Raw genomic sequence first — 15,035 nt, 5'->3', positions numbered from 1 at the left:
GCAGGAGGTGTGGAGCCGGACGGTCAGGTGATCACAGCAGGAAGAGGATCGTCAGGCCGATGACCAGGTCTATGGCGATGCACAGTTCGGCGTAGCCACGGGGCACGACCCGGTTGGCGACGAAGTGGCCCAGGTCCCACAGGACGTGCGCGAGCCAGCCGGCCGCGATCAGGTAACGGGCGGTGACGGGGTCCGCCGACATCGCCACCAGCGCCAGGACGGTGTAGCCGGCCAGCCCGGCCAGCTGGAGCGCGAGCAGCCGCCGGTCACGCAGGGTGCGCCGGAACAGGCCGATCACCGGGTACGCGCCCGCCAGCACCACCAGGAGCACCGGGGGCGGTGTGCCGGGGGCGAACCAGGAGTCGAAGGTTATGAGCAGACCCAGCCAGGTCGGCCACCGCTGGACCAGCGCGGCGACGACCGGCCCGCCCGGCAGCGGCGCGGGGCCCGCGTGCGGGGCGCTGTACTCGGCTCGGCGCAACAGCATCACCAGCAGCATCGCCGGGAACATCAGCACGTGCCCGGCCATCATGAGGCCGCCCTCGGACAGCGCTCCCAGCCAGTACGGCACCAGCAGCACGGCGAACGGCGCGTACATCGCGACGCCCATCTCCGCGATCGGCGCCCAGGTGTGGCCGCGGTAGCGCATCCAGATGGACATGCCGAGCGTCATGTTCGTGGCCATCACCAGCACGTCGACGTCGGGGCGGGCGAACAGCGCCGAGCCCGCGGTGAGGGCGTCCCAGACCGGCGCGAAGAGCAGCATGCCGGCGAACATCGCCAGCACCATCTCCAGGTAGTGCCACAGGAACCTCTTACGGGCGCCACTCGCGGCGATACGAGGGGTTGTCTCGGTCGTCATGATCCCACTGTCGGGCCGGCTCGCCGGCGAGCCAACGCAAGCCAGACGACGTGTCCGGAATCTTGGGATACCGGTCCTTCTGACATACGGTGTGGGGCATGAATGCTCGCCGGATCATCGTCGTCGCCTACGACAGCGCGGAATTACTCGACTTCGCCTGCGTCACCACGCCGCTGACGATCGCCAACCTCGTGGGGGCGGCCCCGCCGTACGAGGTGCGCCTGGCCACGCCCGGCGGGAAGGCGGTGACCTGGGGGACCGGGTTCACGATCGAGGCCCAGGAGACCCTCGAACGCGTGACCGGGCCGCTCGACACGCTCCTGGTGTGCGGCGGGATCGGGCATCAGGCGGCGGCGGCCGACCGCGGTCTCGTCGCGCACGTACGGCGGCTGGCCCGGGAGAGTCGCCGCGTCGCGTCCGTGTGCACGGGAGCGAGCATCCTGGCGGCGGCCGGCCTGCTCGACGGACGGCGGGCCACCACCCATTGGCACTGGGCCCCAGACCTCGCCGCCCGCTACCCCGCGGTCGCCGTCGACCCCGATCCGATCTTCGTCAGGGACGGCCAGGTCTCCACGGCCGCCGGCGTCACCAGCGCCCTCGACCTCACCCTGGCCTTCGTCGAGGAGGACCACGGCGCCGACCTGGCCCGGCAGGTCGCCAGACAGCTCGTCACCTACCTGCAGCGGCCGGGCAACCAGGCGCAGATGAGCATGTTCACCGCGGCCCCGCCGCCGGGCGACGGCCTGGTCCGGCGCATCGTCGACCACGTCACCGGCAACCTCGCCACCGATCTCGGCTCCGCGACGCTGGCCGCCGTCGCGGGAGTGAGCGAGCGCCACCTGTCGCGCCTGTTCCTGCGGCACCTGGGCCGGACGCCGGCCCGTTTCGTCCGCGAGGCCCGGACGGAGGCGGCGGCGCACCTGCTGGTCGCCACCCGCCTGCCGGTCGCCGCCATCGCCGCCCGGTGCGGCTTCAACGGCGCCGAGACCCTGCGTCAGGCCTTCGCCGACCGTTACGGCGTCTCCCCGTCGCACTACCGCGCGACCCAGTCGCGGCCCTCCCCGGCGCGACGTCTCAGGGCGGCCGCCTCATGACGCCCCGGCCGGGCCGCGCGGTGACTTGAGCACGACCAGGGCGATGTCGTCGCAGGCCCGGCCGTTCTGGAAGGCCAGGACCCGCTCCACGATCCGGTCGGCGATGCCCCGGGCGTCGAGGGCCCGCGCGCCGGCCAGCAGGCTCGTCAGCCGGAACTCGTCGAACAGGTCGGCGCCGTCGCGCGCCTCGGTGACGCCGTCGGTGAAGAGCAGGACGGCGTCGCCGGGGCACAGCTCGACCGTCTCGTCGTAGACGGTGACGTCGTCGAACAGGCCGAGGACGGTCCCCGGATGCCCGATCGCGGTCACCTCGCCGTCCGCGCTCACGCGCAGCGGCTGGGGATGGCCGCCGAGCGAGACGGTGAGGCTGAAGACGCCCGGCCGGACGCGGTGGATCCGGGTGTAGACCACGGTGCAGAAGCGGTCGGCGCGCTGGCGTACCAGGGCGGTGTTGAGCTCGCGCAGGACGGCGGCGGGATGCTTGACCTCGGCGGCGTGCGCCCGCACGGTGTGGCGCGCCAGGCTCGTCACGACGGCGGCCTCGGCGCCCTTGCCGCAGACGTCGCCGAGGACGAGCCCCCAGTCGTCGGGCGACGTCTCGAACAGGTCGTAGAAGTCGCCGCCCACCTCGTCGCCGCGCCCGGCGGGCCGGTAGGCGGCCGCCACGTCGAGGCCGGGGATGCGCGGCAGGGCGGGCGGGATCAGGCTCTGCTGCAGGGTCCGGGCGAGCAGGCGGACCCGGTCCTCCGACTCCTCCGCGCGCCGGCGGGCGCGCAGCAGTTCGTACTCGCGGCGCTCGGTGGCGCGGAACACGCAGACGCGGATCGTGGCGGGCAGGCCGCCGGCCGCCTCGGCGAAGCCGGAGCTGACCAGAACGGGCAGCCGTGCGCGGTCGCTGCACAGCAGGTCCACCGCGATCTCGTGGACACCGCCCGCGCGGAGCACGAGCGGGGCGTAGTGGGTCTCGTAGAAGATCCGGTCGCCGATCGTGAGCAGCTCCTGGAAGCGGACGCCGCGCAGCAGGGCCTCCCTGCGGTGACCGGTCCAGGCCAGGAAGGTCTCGTTGACCGCGATGATCGTGCCGTCCGCCAGACCGCACAGGTAGCCGCACGGCGCGTGCTCGTACAGCTCCTTCAGCAGTGCCGGACCTTCGTCGGCCATCGCGTGTCTCCCCCTGCGCCCGGCCGCCGGACGTGCGCGTCGCCGCGGCCTCACAAGCGTCATGCCAGGATGCTATCCGCACCCTGCGGCACGCGTCATCGCAGGTCAGCCCCGGGATCGGCCCGGCCCTCCCGCCCCACCAGCCTGGAGTGGGAGGGCCGCCGTTCCGGGCCCATGCCCCGTGGGCCCGGAGGTCTCGCCCGCGCCTATCCGGCCTCGCCCGCGTGACCGAGGAGGACGCCGAGGACGAACCGCTCACCGTCGCCGTCGAGGCCGAGCGCCGGGTTGAGCAGGTCGTCGAACAAGGTGCTGAACGGCCGGGCGACCACGCCCAGCGCGGTCGCGGCGAGGATCAGCCGCTGCGACAGGTGTCCGGCCTCGGCGGCCAGCAGCCGGTAGCCGCCCGGGCCGTGCCTGTGCTCGTGGCGGGTGAGCACGCCGGTCAGGCAGACGAACACGGCGGCGCCGCCGATCGTCGCCCGGTCGGCGGGCAGGGCGGCGGCCAGCACGTCGGTGTGCGCGCCGCCCTGCCGTACCAGCTCCAGCTCGTCGGCCGCGTAGCGGTAGACGCCGGGCGGCAGGCCGTCCACCGCGAACACGGCGGGCCGCACCTCGATCGAGCCCGTGTGCGAGCCGCAGGCGGTGGTGAGGACGGCGTCCAGGTGGTCCCTGCGCAGCGACCTGCCGTCGTAGGGGCCGTCGGGGCGGTGCCGTCTGATGAGCGCGTGCAGGGCGGCCAGGGGGCCCGGAACGTCGGTGCGCACCGGATGGCGCCGCCCCGCGGAGCTCGCGGAGCCCGCGGAGCTCGGGGCGGGCGCCGTCTCAGCCCTCATGGGCCGGGCGGGCGGGATGGTCGTCACTGCGCGGCATGACCGGCCCCTTCGTTCGACAGCCTCCGATCGGCATGGACACTAGGGACCGGCCGGCGGCGGCGCGTCAGGGTGGGACCTGGGGATGACCCTAGGCGCGCGCTCCCACCGGGAGGACGTCGAAGTGGACCACCACCTGCTCCAGCGAGGGGTCGGGCCGGTCCGGCGACGCCAGGTCGCGCCGGTCGGCCAGCCGGCGGTATCTCTCCAGCACGTCGAACACCTCATCCCGCATCGCCACCGTCTCCTCCGAGGTGAGCCGCATCGACCTCCGGCCGAGGCCGCTGGCCCGCACCCACTCCTCGGGAGTGTCCCGCTCCTCCTCGCGCCAGCGCGCCAGCTCGGCGGCGCGCTGCCGGAGGAGGTCGTCGAGCAGGAGCGACACGGCCTCGGCCGTCTCGGGGTCGTCGGCCGGAGCCTTGCCGTAGGAGAACCCGCCGGGCACGATCCGCCAGAACTTCTCCTTGCCCTTCCCCAACTCGGGAACCGGCTCGATCATCCCGTGCCGGGCCAGCTCCCTGAGGTGGTAGCTGGTGGCCCCGGTGTTCTGCCCGACCAGCCCGGCGAGCCGGGTGGCCGTCGATGGACCGTGCTCCTCGAGCAGCTCGTACAGGCGCAGGCGCAGGGGGTGCGCGAACGACTTCAGCGCGTGGGCGTCGAGGGTCCGGACGGAGAAGCGCTTGCCTGCCATGCCGTGCACACCTATCTTTGCAAAGGAACCTATGCACACTTTCCCTTACATACTATCGGAGTCCTCGATGCGGAGTCTCGGGCGATCGTTCGCCTTCCTGTGGTCGTCGACCGCGCTGTCCAACCTGGCCGACGGCATGCTGAAGGTCGGGGCGCCGCTGCTGGCCGTGACACTGACCCGCTCCCCCACGGAGGTGTCGCTGGCGGGAGCGGCGGCCACGCTGCCGTGGCTGCTGTTCGCGCTGCTCGCGGGTGCGATCGCCGACCGGGCGGACCGCAGGCGGATCATGGTGCTGGCCAACATCGTCCGCGCGGCCTTACTCGCGGGCGCCGCCGCGCTGGCCGCGCTCGGCCTGCTGAACCTGTGGCTGCTGCTGGCGGCGCTGCTGCTGGCCTGCGTGGCCGAGGTCTTCGCGGACACCTCCGCCCAGTCGGTGCTGCCGATGACCGTGTCACCGGACCACCTCACCACCGCCAACGGCCGCGTGGTCGGCGCGCAGACGATCGGCAACGAGTTCGTCGGCGCGCCCCTGGCGGGCCTGCTGGTCATGCTCGTGCCCGCCGCCGTCTTCGGCGGCCCCGCCCTCCTGTACGGCGCCGCGGGCCTGCTCCTGCTGGGCATGCGCGGCGGTTTCCGCCCCGCGCCCGCGCCCGCGCCCGCGTCCGCGACAGCGACAGCGACAGCGACAGCGACAGCGACGACAACGACGGCACGCGGACGGTCGATGCGCGCGGACATCGCCGAGTCGCTGCGCTACCTGTGGTCGCACCGGTTCCTGCGCACCCTGGCCATCACCGCCGGGACACTCAACCTCGCCACCTCCGCCTACTTCGCCGTGTTCGTGCTCTGGGTCGTCGGCGAGGAGTCGCGGATGGGGCTGGAGCCGAGCGCCTACGGGCTGATGATGACCGCGATGGCGGCGGGGGCGGTGGCCGGCTCGCTGGTGGCGGAGCGGATCATCCGGCTGGCCGGCGACGGCCGGACACTGATCGGCGCCTGGCTGGCCAACTTCCTGCTCTACCTCGTGCCCGTGCTCGCGCCGGTCGGATGGCTGCTCTATCCGACCGCCGTGCTGTGGGGAGTGACCAGCTCCGTGGCGAACGTGCTCGTCGTCTCCACCCGGCAGCGGCTCATCCCATCGGAGCTGCTGGGCCGGGTGAACTCCGCCTACCGGCTGATCGGCATGGGCGGGATGCCGGTGGGGGCGGCGCTGGGCGGGGTGGTGGCCGAGAGCGCCGGGCTGCCGGCCGTCTTCCTCGGCGCCACGGGTCTCTGCCTGGTCGCGATCGCCTTCCTGTGGCGTGTCGTACGTCATCAAATTTCGATACCTTTGACCAGTGATCCTTTGCTTACCGACACATCCGGATCACGTTAGGCACACTATGTCTTGTGGTGAGATGTCATCATTGCCCCAAGCGTTGAGGGGATGGCATGCGGGAGATCGGCGGACGGTACCTTCTCAGTGAGGAGGCCGGTCGTGGGGGTATGGGAGTCGTCTGGCGAGCCTTCGACCAGTTGCTGCATCGAGAGGTGGCGCTGAAGGAGCTGACCCTGTCCGGTGAGGTGGAGATGGTGCGCCGCCGGGTGCTCCGTGAGGCGCGGATGGCGGCCGGGCTCACCCACCCCAACATCGTCACGGTGCACGACCTGATCGAGAAGAGCGGCAAGCTCTGGATCGTGATGGAGTACCTCGACGGGCTCTCCCTGCACCAACTGCTCTCCCAGGTCGGCACCCTGCCCGCGCAGTCGGTGGCCGCGATCGGCCAGCACCTGCTCGCCGCGCTGCGCACCGCCCACCAGGCCGGAGTGCTGCACCGCGACGTCAAACCGGCCAACGTCATGCTCACCGGCGACCGCGTGGTGCTGACCGACTTCGGCATCGCCACGGCCGAGGGCGACATCCGGATGACCAACTCCCGCAGGCTGCGCGGCACCCCGGCGTTCATGGCGCCCGAACGCCTGCACGGCGGCCCGGCCAGCAAGGAGGCCGACATGTGGTCGTTCGGCGCCACCCTCTACAGCGCCATCGAGGGCCGGCCGCCCTACCCGGGTCAGGACGCGGCGAGCGTGCTCGGCATGGCGCGCAGCGGCGGATTCCCGCCGCCGCGCCGGGCCGGGGTGATGCGGCCGCTGATCGAGGGGCTGCTGCACCACGATCCGGTGCGCCGCTTCACCCCCGAGCAGACGGCCGGGTTGCTCGCCGGGATGCGCGCCAGCAGCTACCAGGCGGCGATCTAGGACTTTCTGGACCGGGCCTCGGCCTCGGCCGCGTCCATCGCGGCGGCCTCCTCCGGTGTCGGCGCGGTGCCACCGAGATGCGCGGGCTGCCACCAGACCCCTTGCGGGATCTCCGGGTAGGTGCGCTGCGCCCGGTCCACCATCGCCGTGAGCCGCTCGTGCAGATCGACCGTGTGCTTGTCGACGTCCTCGCCGCGCTTGGGGTACATGGGCTCGCCGACCATGATCGTGATGGGCACGTGGCGCTGCGTCAGCGCCTTGGGCCGCCCCTTCGTCCACAGTCGCTGGGTGCCCCACAACGCCACCGGGATGACCGGCGTCTTGGTGGCCTGCGCCATCCGGATCGCGCCGCTCTTGATCTCCTTTACCGTGAAGGACCGGCTGATCGTCGCCTCGGCGAACACGCCCACGACCTCACCGGCCTTCAGCATCCGCAGCGCCGTCGCGTAGGACCCGGCCCCGGCCCCCCGGTCGACCGGGATGTGGTGCATGCCCCGCATCAGCGGCCCGGAGATCCGGTGGTCGAACACGTCCTTCTTGGCCATGAACCGCACCAGCCGCTTGGCCGGCAGCGCGCCGAACCCGGCGAAGATGAAGTCGAGGTAGCTGATGTGGTTGCTCACCAGCACCGCTCCTCCGGTGCGCGGAACGTGCTCGGTCCCTTCGAGGTGGAAACGGTAGTCGAGCACGCGAAAGAGGGTCCGCGCGGCGGCGATCACCGGCGGGTACACGATCTCAGCCATGTGCAGAAGGTAGCCTAGGTTTTACCGTGCTGGGCAGCAGGACCACGCCGTCCGAGGTCCGCACCGGCCCGCCTCGGCGCTTGCCAGGCGCCTGAAACGGGCACATCTTCCCCTCTATGAAGAAACTCATCAACGCGGCGGACTCCGTCGTCGGTGACGCGCTCAGGGGCCTGGCGGCGGCCCACCCGTCGCTGCGGGTGCGTGACCAGGTGGTCTACCGCGCTTCGGGGCCACGGGCGGGCAAGGTCGGGCTGGTCTCCGGCGGCGGCTCGGGGCACGAGCCGCTGCACGCCGGCTTCGTCGGCCACGGCATGCTCGACGCGGCCTGCCCGGGTGAGATCTTCACCTCACCCGTCCCCGACCAGATCATCGACGCCACCCGGGCGGTCGACGGCGGCGCCGGCGTGCTGCACATCGTCAAGAACTACACCGGCGACGTGCTCAACTTCGAGATGGCCGCCGAGCTGTGCGACGACGTCGACGTGGCGAGCGTGCTCGTCGACGACGACGTCGCGGTCCAGGACTCCCTCTACACGGCCGGCCGGCGCGGCACCGGCGCGACCCTGTTCGTCGAGAAGATCGCCGGCGCGCTGGCCGAGGAGGGCGCGCCACTGGACGTGGTGGCGCGCGTGGCGGCCGAGGTCGACGACCGCAGCCGCTCGTTCGGCGTCGCCCTCACCTCCTGTACGACACCCGCGGCGGGCAAACCGACGTTCGACCTGCCGGACGACCGGGTGGAGCTGGGCATCGGCATCCACGGTGAGCCGGGCCGCCGCCGGGCGCCGATGGCCCCGGCCCGCGAGCTGGCCGCGGTCGCCATGGAGGCCGTGCACGGCGACCTGCCGCTCCAGGGCGACCTGCTCGTCCTGGTCAACGGCATGGGCGGCACCCCGCTGATGGAGCTGTACGTCGTGTTCGCCGAGGTGGACGCGTTCATCAGGGGCAAGGGGGCGAGGATCGCCCGGTCGCTGGTCGGCGACTACGTGACGAGCCTCGACATGCAGGGCTTCTCCGTCACGGTCTGCCGCCTGGACGACGAGCTGACGCGGCTGTGGGACGCGCCGGTCGAGACGCCGGGGCTCCGATGGGGACGGTGATGGACACCGCCTTCTTCGTCGCCTGGTTCGAGGACGCCGCCAAGGTGGTCCGGCTCCGCCGCGACGAGCTGACACGGCTCGACGCGGCGATCGGCGACGCCGACCACGGCGCCAACCTCGACCGCGGGTTCGCCGAGGTGCGCGCGGCGCTGACCGACTGGCCGCCCGCCTCACCGGTACAGGCGCTGGTGTCCGCCGGCACGACGCTGATCCGCCGCGTCGGCGGCGCCTCGGGCCCGCTGTACGGCTCCGCGTTCCGGCAGATGGGCAAGACGCTGGAGGAGCCGGTGACGCTGGCCCGGTTCGCCGGGGCGTTCGAGGCGGGAGTCGTCGCGGTCGAGCGGCTGGGCAAGGCCGCGCCGGGCGACAAGACCATGATCGACGCGCTGGCTCCCGCGTCACGGGCGCTGGCGCTGGCCGTGCGAGAGGGGCTGGAGCCGCTGGAGGCGTTCGAGCGGGCGGCGCGCGCGGCCGAGGAGGGAGCGCTGGCCACCATCCCGATGCGGGCCCGCAAGGGCCGGGCCAGCTACCTGGGAGAGCGCAGTGTGGGCCACGAGGACCCCGGCGCGGCCTCGTCGGCGCTCATCGTCGCGTCGCTGGCGACCGTGGCGGGCGGGGTGAGCTGATGGTCGGGATCGTCCTGGTCGCGCACAGCGCCGGGCTGGCGGCGGAGACGGCCGCGCTGGCCAGGGGCATCGCCGGCGCCGACGCCCCCGTGGTGGGCGCGGGCGGCACCGACGACGGCGGGCTCGGCACCAGCCTCGACCTCATCGAGCGGGCGCTCGCGTCGGTGGACCAGGGCGACGGCCTGGTGCTCATCCCCGACCTGGGCGGCTCGGTGCTGACGGCCCGGCTTCTGACCGAACCGGGGCGGGTGGAGCTGGCCGACGTGCCGTTCGTGGAGGGCGCGATCGCGGCGGCGGTCAGCGCCGCGGCGGGCGCGCCGCTCGCCGACGTGCTCGCCGCCGCCGCCGACGCGTGGACGTATCGGAAGGTCAGTGGCCCTTGAACGCCTCCTCCAGCCACCACGACGGGTGCTCGCGGGTGACCTTGGCGTGGATGAGCAGCGGCCGGTCGCGCCGCCCCTTCAGCCAGTCGGCCACCCCGCTCAGGTCGCCCCGCTCCCTCACCGTCACCGCGTCGAAGCCGTATCCCCGGGCGACCGCCGCCAGGTCGGCCGTCGGGAAGCGCACCAGGTCGAGCGGGTGGCCGTGCGGCCCGAAGTGGTGTACCTCGGCGCCGTAGCCGTCGTCGTCGTAGACCACGATCACCATCGGCAGGCCCAGCCGGGCCACCGTGTCGAACTCGGCGGCGCCCATCAGCGCCCCGCCGTCGCCCAGGGCCGCCACCGGCAGCCGGTCGGGCCGGGCCAGAGCCGCCCCGATCGCGGTGGCCAGCCCGAGGCCGATCGACTGGAACGCCTGGGTGAAGCAGAACCCGTACTCGTCGGGAACGTCCAGCAGCATCGACGGGTAGCCCATGAAGTTGCCCGAGTCGACGGCCACGATCCGCTCGGCTGGCAGCAGGTCGTCGAGCCCGATGGTGAGGGTCCGCGGGTCGATCCGCCCGTCGCCGCCCTCGTCGTCGTAGGGGACCTCCCGCCACCGGCCCTCGGCCTGAATACGACGCCTGACCCCGGGCGTGCGGTAACGCCGCCCCCCTGCGCCGGTTTCGGTTTCGGTTTCGGCTTCGGCTTCGGCTTCGGCGACCACACTGTCGTCGGCGGTGGCGTCGGCGGTGGTGGTGAAGGCCGCGGTCACGGCCCGCGCGGTGGCGGCCGTGTCGCCGACCAGGCCGAGCCGGACGGGCCGGTGGGCGCCGATCGCGCCCTCGTCCACGTCGACCTGGACCAGCGAGGTGTGCTCGCCGATCAGGTGGCCGTGTCGGGTGGTCCACATGTTGAGCGCGCAGCCCCAGCCGACGACCAGGTCGGCGTCGCGGATCAGCTCGGCGGCCAGCGGCGTGGCGAACCCGCCGCTCACGTCGAGGTCCCACGGGCTGCCCCGGAACAGGCCCCTGGCCACGGCGGAGGTGGCCAGCAGGGCACCCGTCAGGTCGGCCAGCTCCTCCAGCTCGCGCCGCGCGTGCCGGGCGCCCCGGCCCGCGACGAACACCGGCCTGCGGGAGCCGGCCAGCAGCCGCGCCAGGTCGGCGGCGTCGCCGATCGGCCGCGCCGGAGCGCCCGAAGCAGGGCCGCCCGAGACCGGAGCGGCCGAGACCGGAGCGCTCGCGCGTGCTTCCGCACCCTGGGCAGGCGCCTGTGCCGCGCCCGGGACGGGATCTCCGGCCGGACCGGATGCTCCCAGCGGGTGGGCGGCGGCCACGCGCTGGCCGGCGATGATCTGGTCGAAGAACTCGCCGAGCCGCCCGCCCCAGGGCGCCAGGTCGCCCTGCACGTCGAGCGGCAGGTTGAGCAGCACCGTGCGCCGGTCGTGCCAGGCTGTGCGGAAGGCCGCCACGGTCTGCTCGACCGCCTCGTGCGCGGCCGTGACGCGCATGGGGACCGCGCCCACCGCGCGGACCATGGCGTCCTGGTCGATGTGGAAGTTGGAGCGTAGGTCGGTGGCCTCGCCGGCGAGCACCACCATCGGCGTGCGGCTCTTGGCCGCCTCGGCGATGCCGGTCATCGCGTTGGTCAGACCGGGCCCCTGGTGCACCGACAGCACCACGATCGTGCCGCTCATCCTGGCGTAGGCGTCGGCCATGGTGGCCGCCCCGCCTTCGTGCCGCGCGGCGACGAAGCGCACGCCGTGCTTGACGAGGCTGTTGGTGACGTGGAAGTTGCCGCTGCCCACCACGCCGAACGCGGCCCGGACGCCGAGCGCGGCCAGCGCCCGCCCGACGGCCTCGGCGACGGTCACGGCTCCCGCCCCGGGCCGTCGGCGGGGCTCACTCCGCGCCTCGCTCCACCAGGGCCAGCACGCGGACCGGGCTGCCCGAGCCGCCCACGATGGGCAGCGGCGGGGCGACCACGACGGCGCCGGTCACCGGCAGCCGGTCGAGGTTGCGCAGCTGGGTCAGGCCGTACTTGCCGGCCCCCAGCAGGAAGGAGTGGCAGGGGAAGGCGGGGTCGAACGAGTGGGCGGCCCCCGCGTCGGTGCCGACGGTCTCGACGCCCAGCCCGAGGATCGGCGTCTCCTCGGCGAGCCAGCGCGCGCACTCGACGGAGATGCCCGGCGTGTGCGGGCCGTTCTCGTCGGCGTTGAGGAACGCCGCCTGGTCGCCGGAACGGGTGTCCCAGCCGGTGCGGAAGAGCAGCCAGCCGCCGTCGGGCAGCGGCCCGTTGGCCCGCTCCCACTCCTTGACGTGGTCGACCTGGAGCAGGAAGTCGGAGTCCTTGGCCGCCTCGGCCGAGAAGTCGAGCACCACGGCGGGAGCGAGCAGGCTGCGGACCGGCACCTGCGAGACGTCCTCGCCGTCGCGGGCCGTCACCCAGTGGATCGGTGCGTCGAAATGAGTGCCGGAGTGCTCGCCGGTGTGGATGTCGTTCCAGTACCAGGCCGGGCCCCGGTCGTCGTAGCGGCTGATCTCCTCCAGCCGGAACGGGATCGTGTTGCCGAACGGCTCGGGCAACTGCAGGATCGGCGTCTCGGACGACAGGGGCGCGGTGAGGTCGATCACCTCGATCGCGCCGTTCCGCACGCTGTCCACGAAGCTCCGCAACACCGACATCTCGTCCTCCTACGTGGGATGGCCTGGGAGAATCCTCCTACGCGGGCGGCCGCCGTGCCAACCGTCAGGCTCTGGTCCACTCGGCGCAGCCGCCGGTCTGGAACGCCTTGTCGGTGGGTGCGATGGTGACGGTGGCCGCGCCCTGGGGCATGTCGGCCGCGATGATGTCGGAGGCACGCGCGGTGGTGCTCTTGAGCCTCGCCCAGTAGCAGACGGGCTGCCCGGCCGCGGGTCCGGCGGTGCGGTAGGTGCCGGGCTGGATGTCGACGCCGACCACCAGGGTCCGGTTGCCCGCCGGCGCGCCGGGGGGCGCGCTGGTCGCGGGCGGGGTAGTGGCGGGCGGGCCGGTCGTGGCGATGGCCGGCGGCTGGGAGCCGGTGGGCTCGGCCGGCTGCTCGACCGTCACCGTGACGCGGGGCGCGGGCGCGGCGGACGTCTCACCGGTGCCGAGGCCCGCGAAGAACCCGACGAGAAACCCCAGCAGCCCCGTCAGCCCGGAGACCAGCAGGATGATCGTCGGACTGCGGGTGGCCCGGGGGAACTCGGGCGGAGCTCCGTACATCACGGGCACCAGCGTGCCACCCGTGTCAACGGTGCAGGTAGTCGACCAGTGACGCCTTCTCCGTCTCCAGCTCCTCGATGGCGCTCTTGACCACGTCGCCGATGCTCACGATGCCGACCAGCCGGCCGCCCTCGACCACGGGCATGTGCCGGAACCGGTGCGTCGTCATGGTCTTGCGGAGCTCTTCGACGTTGTCGCGCGGACCGACGGTCCGCACCTCGGAGGTCATGATCGCCGACACCGGCTCGTCGAGGACGCCGGCGCCCCGGTCGTGCAGCCGCCGTACGACGTCGCGCTCGGACACGATGCCGACGATCGTGTCGCCGTCGGGCGAGACGACGACGGCTCCGATGTTGTGCCGGGCGAGCTGGGCGAGCAGCTCGCGGACCGTGGCCTCCGGCGCCACAGTCGTCACGTCACTGCCCTTGTCGCGCAGGATTGTCCCAATGAGCATGTGCACCACCTCGGCTCTCAGTTACCCGGTGAGGATGGGCGTTAAGCCCGTGCCCGTCCCCTCTCAGGCAAGCAACGGCAGGAGGAAAGCGTCAAGCGTTCCCGTAGGCTGCTTGTCGTACGACGGCTTTAAAGTGTGAAATAGCACCCTGCCCGCCCAGCCCCAGGAACGATGATGACCGAGCAGCTCAACACCGGCAGTCACGATCTCCCCATCACCGACGAGCTGGCCGCGTTCATGCGTACGGGCTGGGCCGACACCCGGCGCGCGGACGTGCTCCCGCTGCCGGTCGCGCCGTGGGCGGCCAAGCGGCGTGCCGCGCTGGCGGCGCGCTTCCCCGGCGAGCGGCTGGTGGTCCCGTCCGGCACGCTCAAGGTGCGCAGCAACGACTCCGACTTCCGGTTCCGGCCGCACAGCGCCCACGCGTACCTGACCGGGGCGGGCGAGCCGGACGACGTGCTGGTGATCGAGCCGTCCGGCGAGGCCAGGCTGTACCTCAGGCCGCGCTCGCCGCGCGAGGAGGGCCAGGAGTTCTACCGCGACCGCCGCTACGGCGAGTTCTGGGTGGGCCGCCGGCCCACCCTGGCGGAGGCGGCGGAGCTGTACCAGATCGACTGCGCGCACGTCCGCGACCTGGCCCTGAAGGGGCCCGCGAGGGTGCTGCGCGGGGTGGACGCGTCGGTGGACGCCGCGGTGCCGGCGGGCGCGGACGACGCCGAGTTCGAGCGGTTCCTGTCGGAGATGCGGCTGGTCAAGGACGAGTGGGAGACCGGCGAGCTGCAGGCCGCGGTCGACGCGACGACGCTCGGCTTCGAGGACGTGGTGCGCGCCCTGCCGCGGGCTCTCCGTCACCCGCGCGGGGAGCGCTACCTGGAGGGTGTGTTCGGGCTGCGCGCGCGCCTCGACGGCAACGCGACGGGCTACGAGAGCATCGTCGCCTCCGGCGCGCACGCGTGCGTGCTGCACTGGATCCGCAACGACGGCCGGCTGCGCGACGGCGACCTGCTCCTGCTGGACGCGGGCGTGGAGACCGACACGCTCTACACCGCCGACGTCACCCGCACGCTGCCGCTGTCGGGCCGGTTCACCCCCGTCCAGCGCCAGGTGTACGAGCTGGTGTACGAGGCGCAGACGGCGGCGATCGGCGCGCTCAGACCGGGCGCCCGCTTCCGCGACTTCCACCTGGCGGCGATGCGCGTCATCTGCGAGGGGCTGTACGAGTGGGGCCTGCTCAAGGACTCCCCCGACCTGCTCATGGAGTCGGGCCTCTACCGGCGCTACACCCTCTGCAGCAGCGGCCACATGCTGGGCCTCGACGTGCACGACTGCGCGAAGGCCCGCGCCGAGGTCTACCTGGACGGCGTGCTGGAGGAGGGCCAGGTGCTCACCGTCGAGCCCGGCCTCTACCTCCAGCCGGACGACCTCACCCTGCCCGAGGAGTTTCGTGGTCTGGGCGTCCGCATCGAGGACGACCTGGTCGTCACGTCGGACGGCGCCCGGCTGATGTCCGGGGCGCTGCCTCGCCATCCGGACGACGTGGAGACCTGGATGTCGGAGCTCGCCCACGATCGAGCCTGAGAGCCCGTCCGGCG

The 15,035-nt window shown here is 72.9% G+C and carries 16 protein-coding genes; 7 read left to right on the top strand and 9 right to left on the bottom strand.

Annotation, left to right across the window (positions count from 1 at the left end; genetic code table 11):
- Window positions 1-31: 31 nt before the first annotated feature.
- Window positions 32-862, bottom strand: coding sequence for a hypothetical protein (locus IEY82_RS33800; RefSeq protein ID WP_189128336.1), 831 nt, complete (start codon window positions 860-862; stop codon window positions 32-34).
- A gap of 98 nt (window positions 863-960) precedes the next feature.
- On the opposite strand from IEY82_RS33800, the gene IEY82_RS33795 reads away from it, so the two are divergent.
- The gene (locus tag IEY82_RS33795; RefSeq protein ID WP_189128335.1) at window positions 961-1,956 is read left to right on the top strand and encodes a GlxA family transcriptional regulator; all 996 of its coding nucleotides are present in this window, start codon (window positions 961-963) and stop codon (window positions 1,954-1,956) included.
- Here the strand turns inward: IEY82_RS33795 and IEY82_RS33790 are convergent.
- The 3 genes from IEY82_RS33790 to IEY82_RS33780 all read right to left on the bottom strand — a co-directional run bounded on the left by IEY82_RS33790 (window position 1,951) and on the right by IEY82_RS33780 (window position 4,677).
- Window positions 1,951-3,117 carry a PP2C family protein-serine/threonine phosphatase gene (locus IEY82_RS33790; protein ID WP_189128334.1) on the bottom strand — a complete coding sequence of 389 codons (1,167 nt, stop codon included), beginning with the start codon at window positions 3,115-3,117 and terminating at the stop codon, window positions 1,951-1,953. The genes IEY82_RS33795 and IEY82_RS33790 overlap by 6 nt on opposite strands.
- 206 nt (window positions 3,118-3,323) lie before the next feature.
- Window positions 3,324-3,950, bottom strand: a complete 627-nt coding sequence (locus tag IEY82_RS33785) for a nitroreductase family protein (RefSeq protein ID WP_189128333.1) — start codon at window positions 3,948-3,950, stop codon at window positions 3,324-3,326.
- 127 nt (window positions 3,951-4,077) lie between these two features.
- A complete protein-coding gene (locus tag IEY82_RS33780; RefSeq protein ID WP_189128332.1) occupies window positions 4,078-4,677 on the bottom strand; it encodes a helix-turn-helix domain-containing protein in 600 nt (199 codons plus the stop codon).
- Between the two features lie 67 nt (window positions 4,678-4,744).
- On the opposite strand from IEY82_RS33780, the gene IEY82_RS33775 reads away from it, so the two are divergent.
- Window positions 4,745-6,052 (top strand): MFS transporter, encoded by a 1,308-nt coding sequence (locus tag IEY82_RS33775; protein ID WP_225264182.1) that lies wholly within the window; start codon window positions 4,745-4,747, stop codon window positions 6,050-6,052.
- A gap of 56 nt (window positions 6,053-6,108) precedes the next feature.
- Complete coding sequence (locus tag IEY82_RS33770) at window positions 6,109-6,915, top strand: serine/threonine-protein kinase (RefSeq protein WP_189128331.1); 807 nt, start codon at window positions 6,109-6,111, stop codon at window positions 6,913-6,915.
- Here IEY82_RS33770 and IEY82_RS33765 read toward each other — a convergent pair.
- Window positions 6,912-7,658 (bottom strand): lysophospholipid acyltransferase family protein, encoded by a 747-nt coding sequence (locus IEY82_RS33765; RefSeq protein WP_189128330.1) that lies wholly within the window; start codon window positions 7,656-7,658, stop codon window positions 6,912-6,914. The genes IEY82_RS33770 and IEY82_RS33765 overlap by 4 nt on opposite strands.
- Window positions 7,659-7,774: 116 nt before the next feature.
- Here IEY82_RS33765 and dhaK point away from each other — a divergent pair, with 116 nt between their 5' ends.
- From dhaK to IEY82_RS33750, 3 genes are read left to right on the top strand one after another with little or no spacing between them, the layout of a single operon-like run.
- Window positions 7,775-8,755 (top strand): dihydroxyacetone kinase subunit DhaK, encoded by a 981-nt coding sequence (dhaK, locus tag IEY82_RS33760; protein WP_189128329.1) that lies wholly within the window; start codon window positions 7,775-7,777, stop codon window positions 8,753-8,755.
- The gene (gene dhaL / locus IEY82_RS33755) at window positions 8,755-9,381 is read left to right on the top strand and encodes a dihydroxyacetone kinase subunit DhaL (protein ID WP_189128369.1); all 627 of its coding nucleotides are present in this window, start codon (window positions 8,755-8,757) and stop codon (window positions 9,379-9,381) included. The genes dhaK and dhaL overlap by 1 nt, the downstream gene beginning before the upstream one ends.
- Entirely contained in the window at window positions 9,381-9,764 is a 384-nt protein-coding gene (locus IEY82_RS33750; RefSeq protein WP_189128328.1) for a PTS-dependent dihydroxyacetone kinase phosphotransferase subunit DhaM, read from the top strand. Before dhaL ends, IEY82_RS33750 begins: the two co-directional genes overlap by 1 nt.
- Here the strand turns inward: IEY82_RS33750 and IEY82_RS33745 are convergent.
- From IEY82_RS33745 to IEY82_RS33730, 4 genes are all read right to left on the bottom strand, one after another.
- The gene (locus IEY82_RS33745; RefSeq protein ID WP_189128327.1) at window positions 9,751-11,616 is read right to left on the bottom strand and encodes a thiamine pyrophosphate-binding protein; all 1,866 of its coding nucleotides are present in this window, start codon (window positions 11,614-11,616) and stop codon (window positions 9,751-9,753) included. The two genes, IEY82_RS33750 and IEY82_RS33745, sit on opposite strands and share 14 nt — an antisense overlap.
- A 28-nt stretch (window positions 11,617-11,644) precedes the next feature.
- Complete coding sequence (locus IEY82_RS33740; protein ID WP_189128326.1) at window positions 11,645-12,427, bottom strand: cyclase family protein; 783 nt, start codon at window positions 12,425-12,427, stop codon at window positions 11,645-11,647.
- A 64-nt stretch (window positions 12,428-12,491) separates the two neighbouring features.
- On the bottom strand, window positions 12,492-12,989 hold the full coding sequence (locus IEY82_RS33735; RefSeq protein WP_504784269.1) for an Rv1352/Rv1906c domain-containing protein: 498 nt from the start codon (window positions 12,987-12,989) through the stop codon (window positions 12,492-12,494).
- 25 nt (window positions 12,990-13,014) lie between these two features.
- Window positions 13,015-13,443, bottom strand: coding sequence for a CBS domain-containing protein (locus tag IEY82_RS33730; protein WP_189128324.1), 429 nt, complete (start codon window positions 13,441-13,443; stop codon window positions 13,015-13,017).
- A gap of 174 nt (window positions 13,444-13,617) precedes the next feature.
- Between IEY82_RS33730 and IEY82_RS33725 the strand changes: the two genes are divergently transcribed.
- Complete coding sequence (locus tag IEY82_RS33725) at window positions 13,618-15,021, top strand: aminopeptidase P family protein (RefSeq protein ID WP_189128368.1); 1,404 nt, start codon at window positions 13,618-13,620, stop codon at window positions 15,019-15,021.
- Window positions 15,022-15,035: the final 14 nt, after the last annotated feature.

The organism is Nonomuraea cavernae (assembly GCF_014646355.1).
In the GTDB taxonomy this organism is placed as follows: domain Bacteria; phylum Actinomycetota; class Actinomycetes; order Streptosporangiales; family Streptosporangiaceae; genus Nonomuraea; species Nonomuraea cavernae.
This window is presented reverse-complemented; position numbering and strand designations above follow the sequence as displayed.

What these genes read in the sequence shown, in the direction of transcription:
- dhaL (WP_189128369.1), top strand. Translation starts at nt 8,755, where the DNA reads ATGGACACCGCCTTCTTCGTCGCCTGGTTCGAGGACGCCGCCAAGGTG.
- IEY82_RS33800 (WP_189128336.1), bottom strand. Translation starts at nt 862, where the DNA reads ATGACGACCGAGACAACCCCTCGTATCGCCGCGAGTGGCGCCCGTAAG.
- dhaK (WP_189128329.1), top strand. Translation starts at nt 7,775, where the DNA reads ATGAAGAAACTCATCAACGCGGCGGACTCCGTCGTCGGTGACGCGCTC.
- IEY82_RS33740 (WP_189128326.1), bottom strand. Translation starts at nt 12,427, where the DNA reads ATGTCGGTGTTGCGGAGCTTCGTGGACAGCGTGCGGAACGGCGCGATC.
- IEY82_RS33790 (WP_189128334.1), bottom strand. Translation starts at nt 3,117, where the DNA reads ATGGCCGACGAAGGTCCGGCACTGCTGAAGGAGCTGTACGAGCACGCG.
- IEY82_RS33725 (WP_189128368.1), top strand. Translation starts at nt 13,618, where the DNA reads ATGACCGAGCAGCTCAACACCGGCAGTCACGATCTCCCCATCACCGAC.
- IEY82_RS33795 (WP_189128335.1), top strand. Translation starts at nt 961, where the DNA reads ATGAATGCTCGCCGGATCATCGTCGTCGCCTACGACAGCGCGGAATTA.
- IEY82_RS33770 (WP_189128331.1), top strand. Translation starts at nt 6,109, where the DNA reads ATGCGGGAGATCGGCGGACGGTACCTTCTCAGTGAGGAGGCCGGTCGT.
- IEY82_RS33735 (WP_504784269.1), bottom strand. Translation starts at nt 12,989, where the DNA reads ATGTACGGAGCTCCGCCCGAGTTCCCCCGGGCCACCCGCAGTCCGACG.
- IEY82_RS33730 (WP_189128324.1), bottom strand. Translation starts at nt 13,443, where the DNA reads ATGCTCATTGGGACAATCCTGCGCGACAAGGGCAGTGACGTGACGACT.
- IEY82_RS33780 (WP_189128332.1), bottom strand. Translation starts at nt 4,677, where the DNA reads ATGGCAGGCAAGCGCTTCTCCGTCCGGACCCTCGACGCCCACGCGCTG.
- IEY82_RS33750 (WP_189128328.1), top strand. Translation starts at nt 9,381, where the DNA reads ATGGTCGGGATCGTCCTGGTCGCGCACAGCGCCGGGCTGGCGGCGGAG.
- IEY82_RS33765 (WP_189128330.1), bottom strand. Translation starts at nt 7,658, where the DNA reads ATGGCTGAGATCGTGTACCCGCCGGTGATCGCCGCCGCGCGGACCCTC.
- IEY82_RS33785 (WP_189128333.1), bottom strand. Translation starts at nt 3,950, where the DNA reads ATGAGGGCTGAGACGGCGCCCGCCCCGAGCTCCGCGGGCTCCGCGAGC.
- IEY82_RS33775 (WP_225264182.1), top strand. Translation starts at nt 4,745, where the DNA reads ATGCGGAGTCTCGGGCGATCGTTCGCCTTCCTGTGGTCGTCGACCGCG.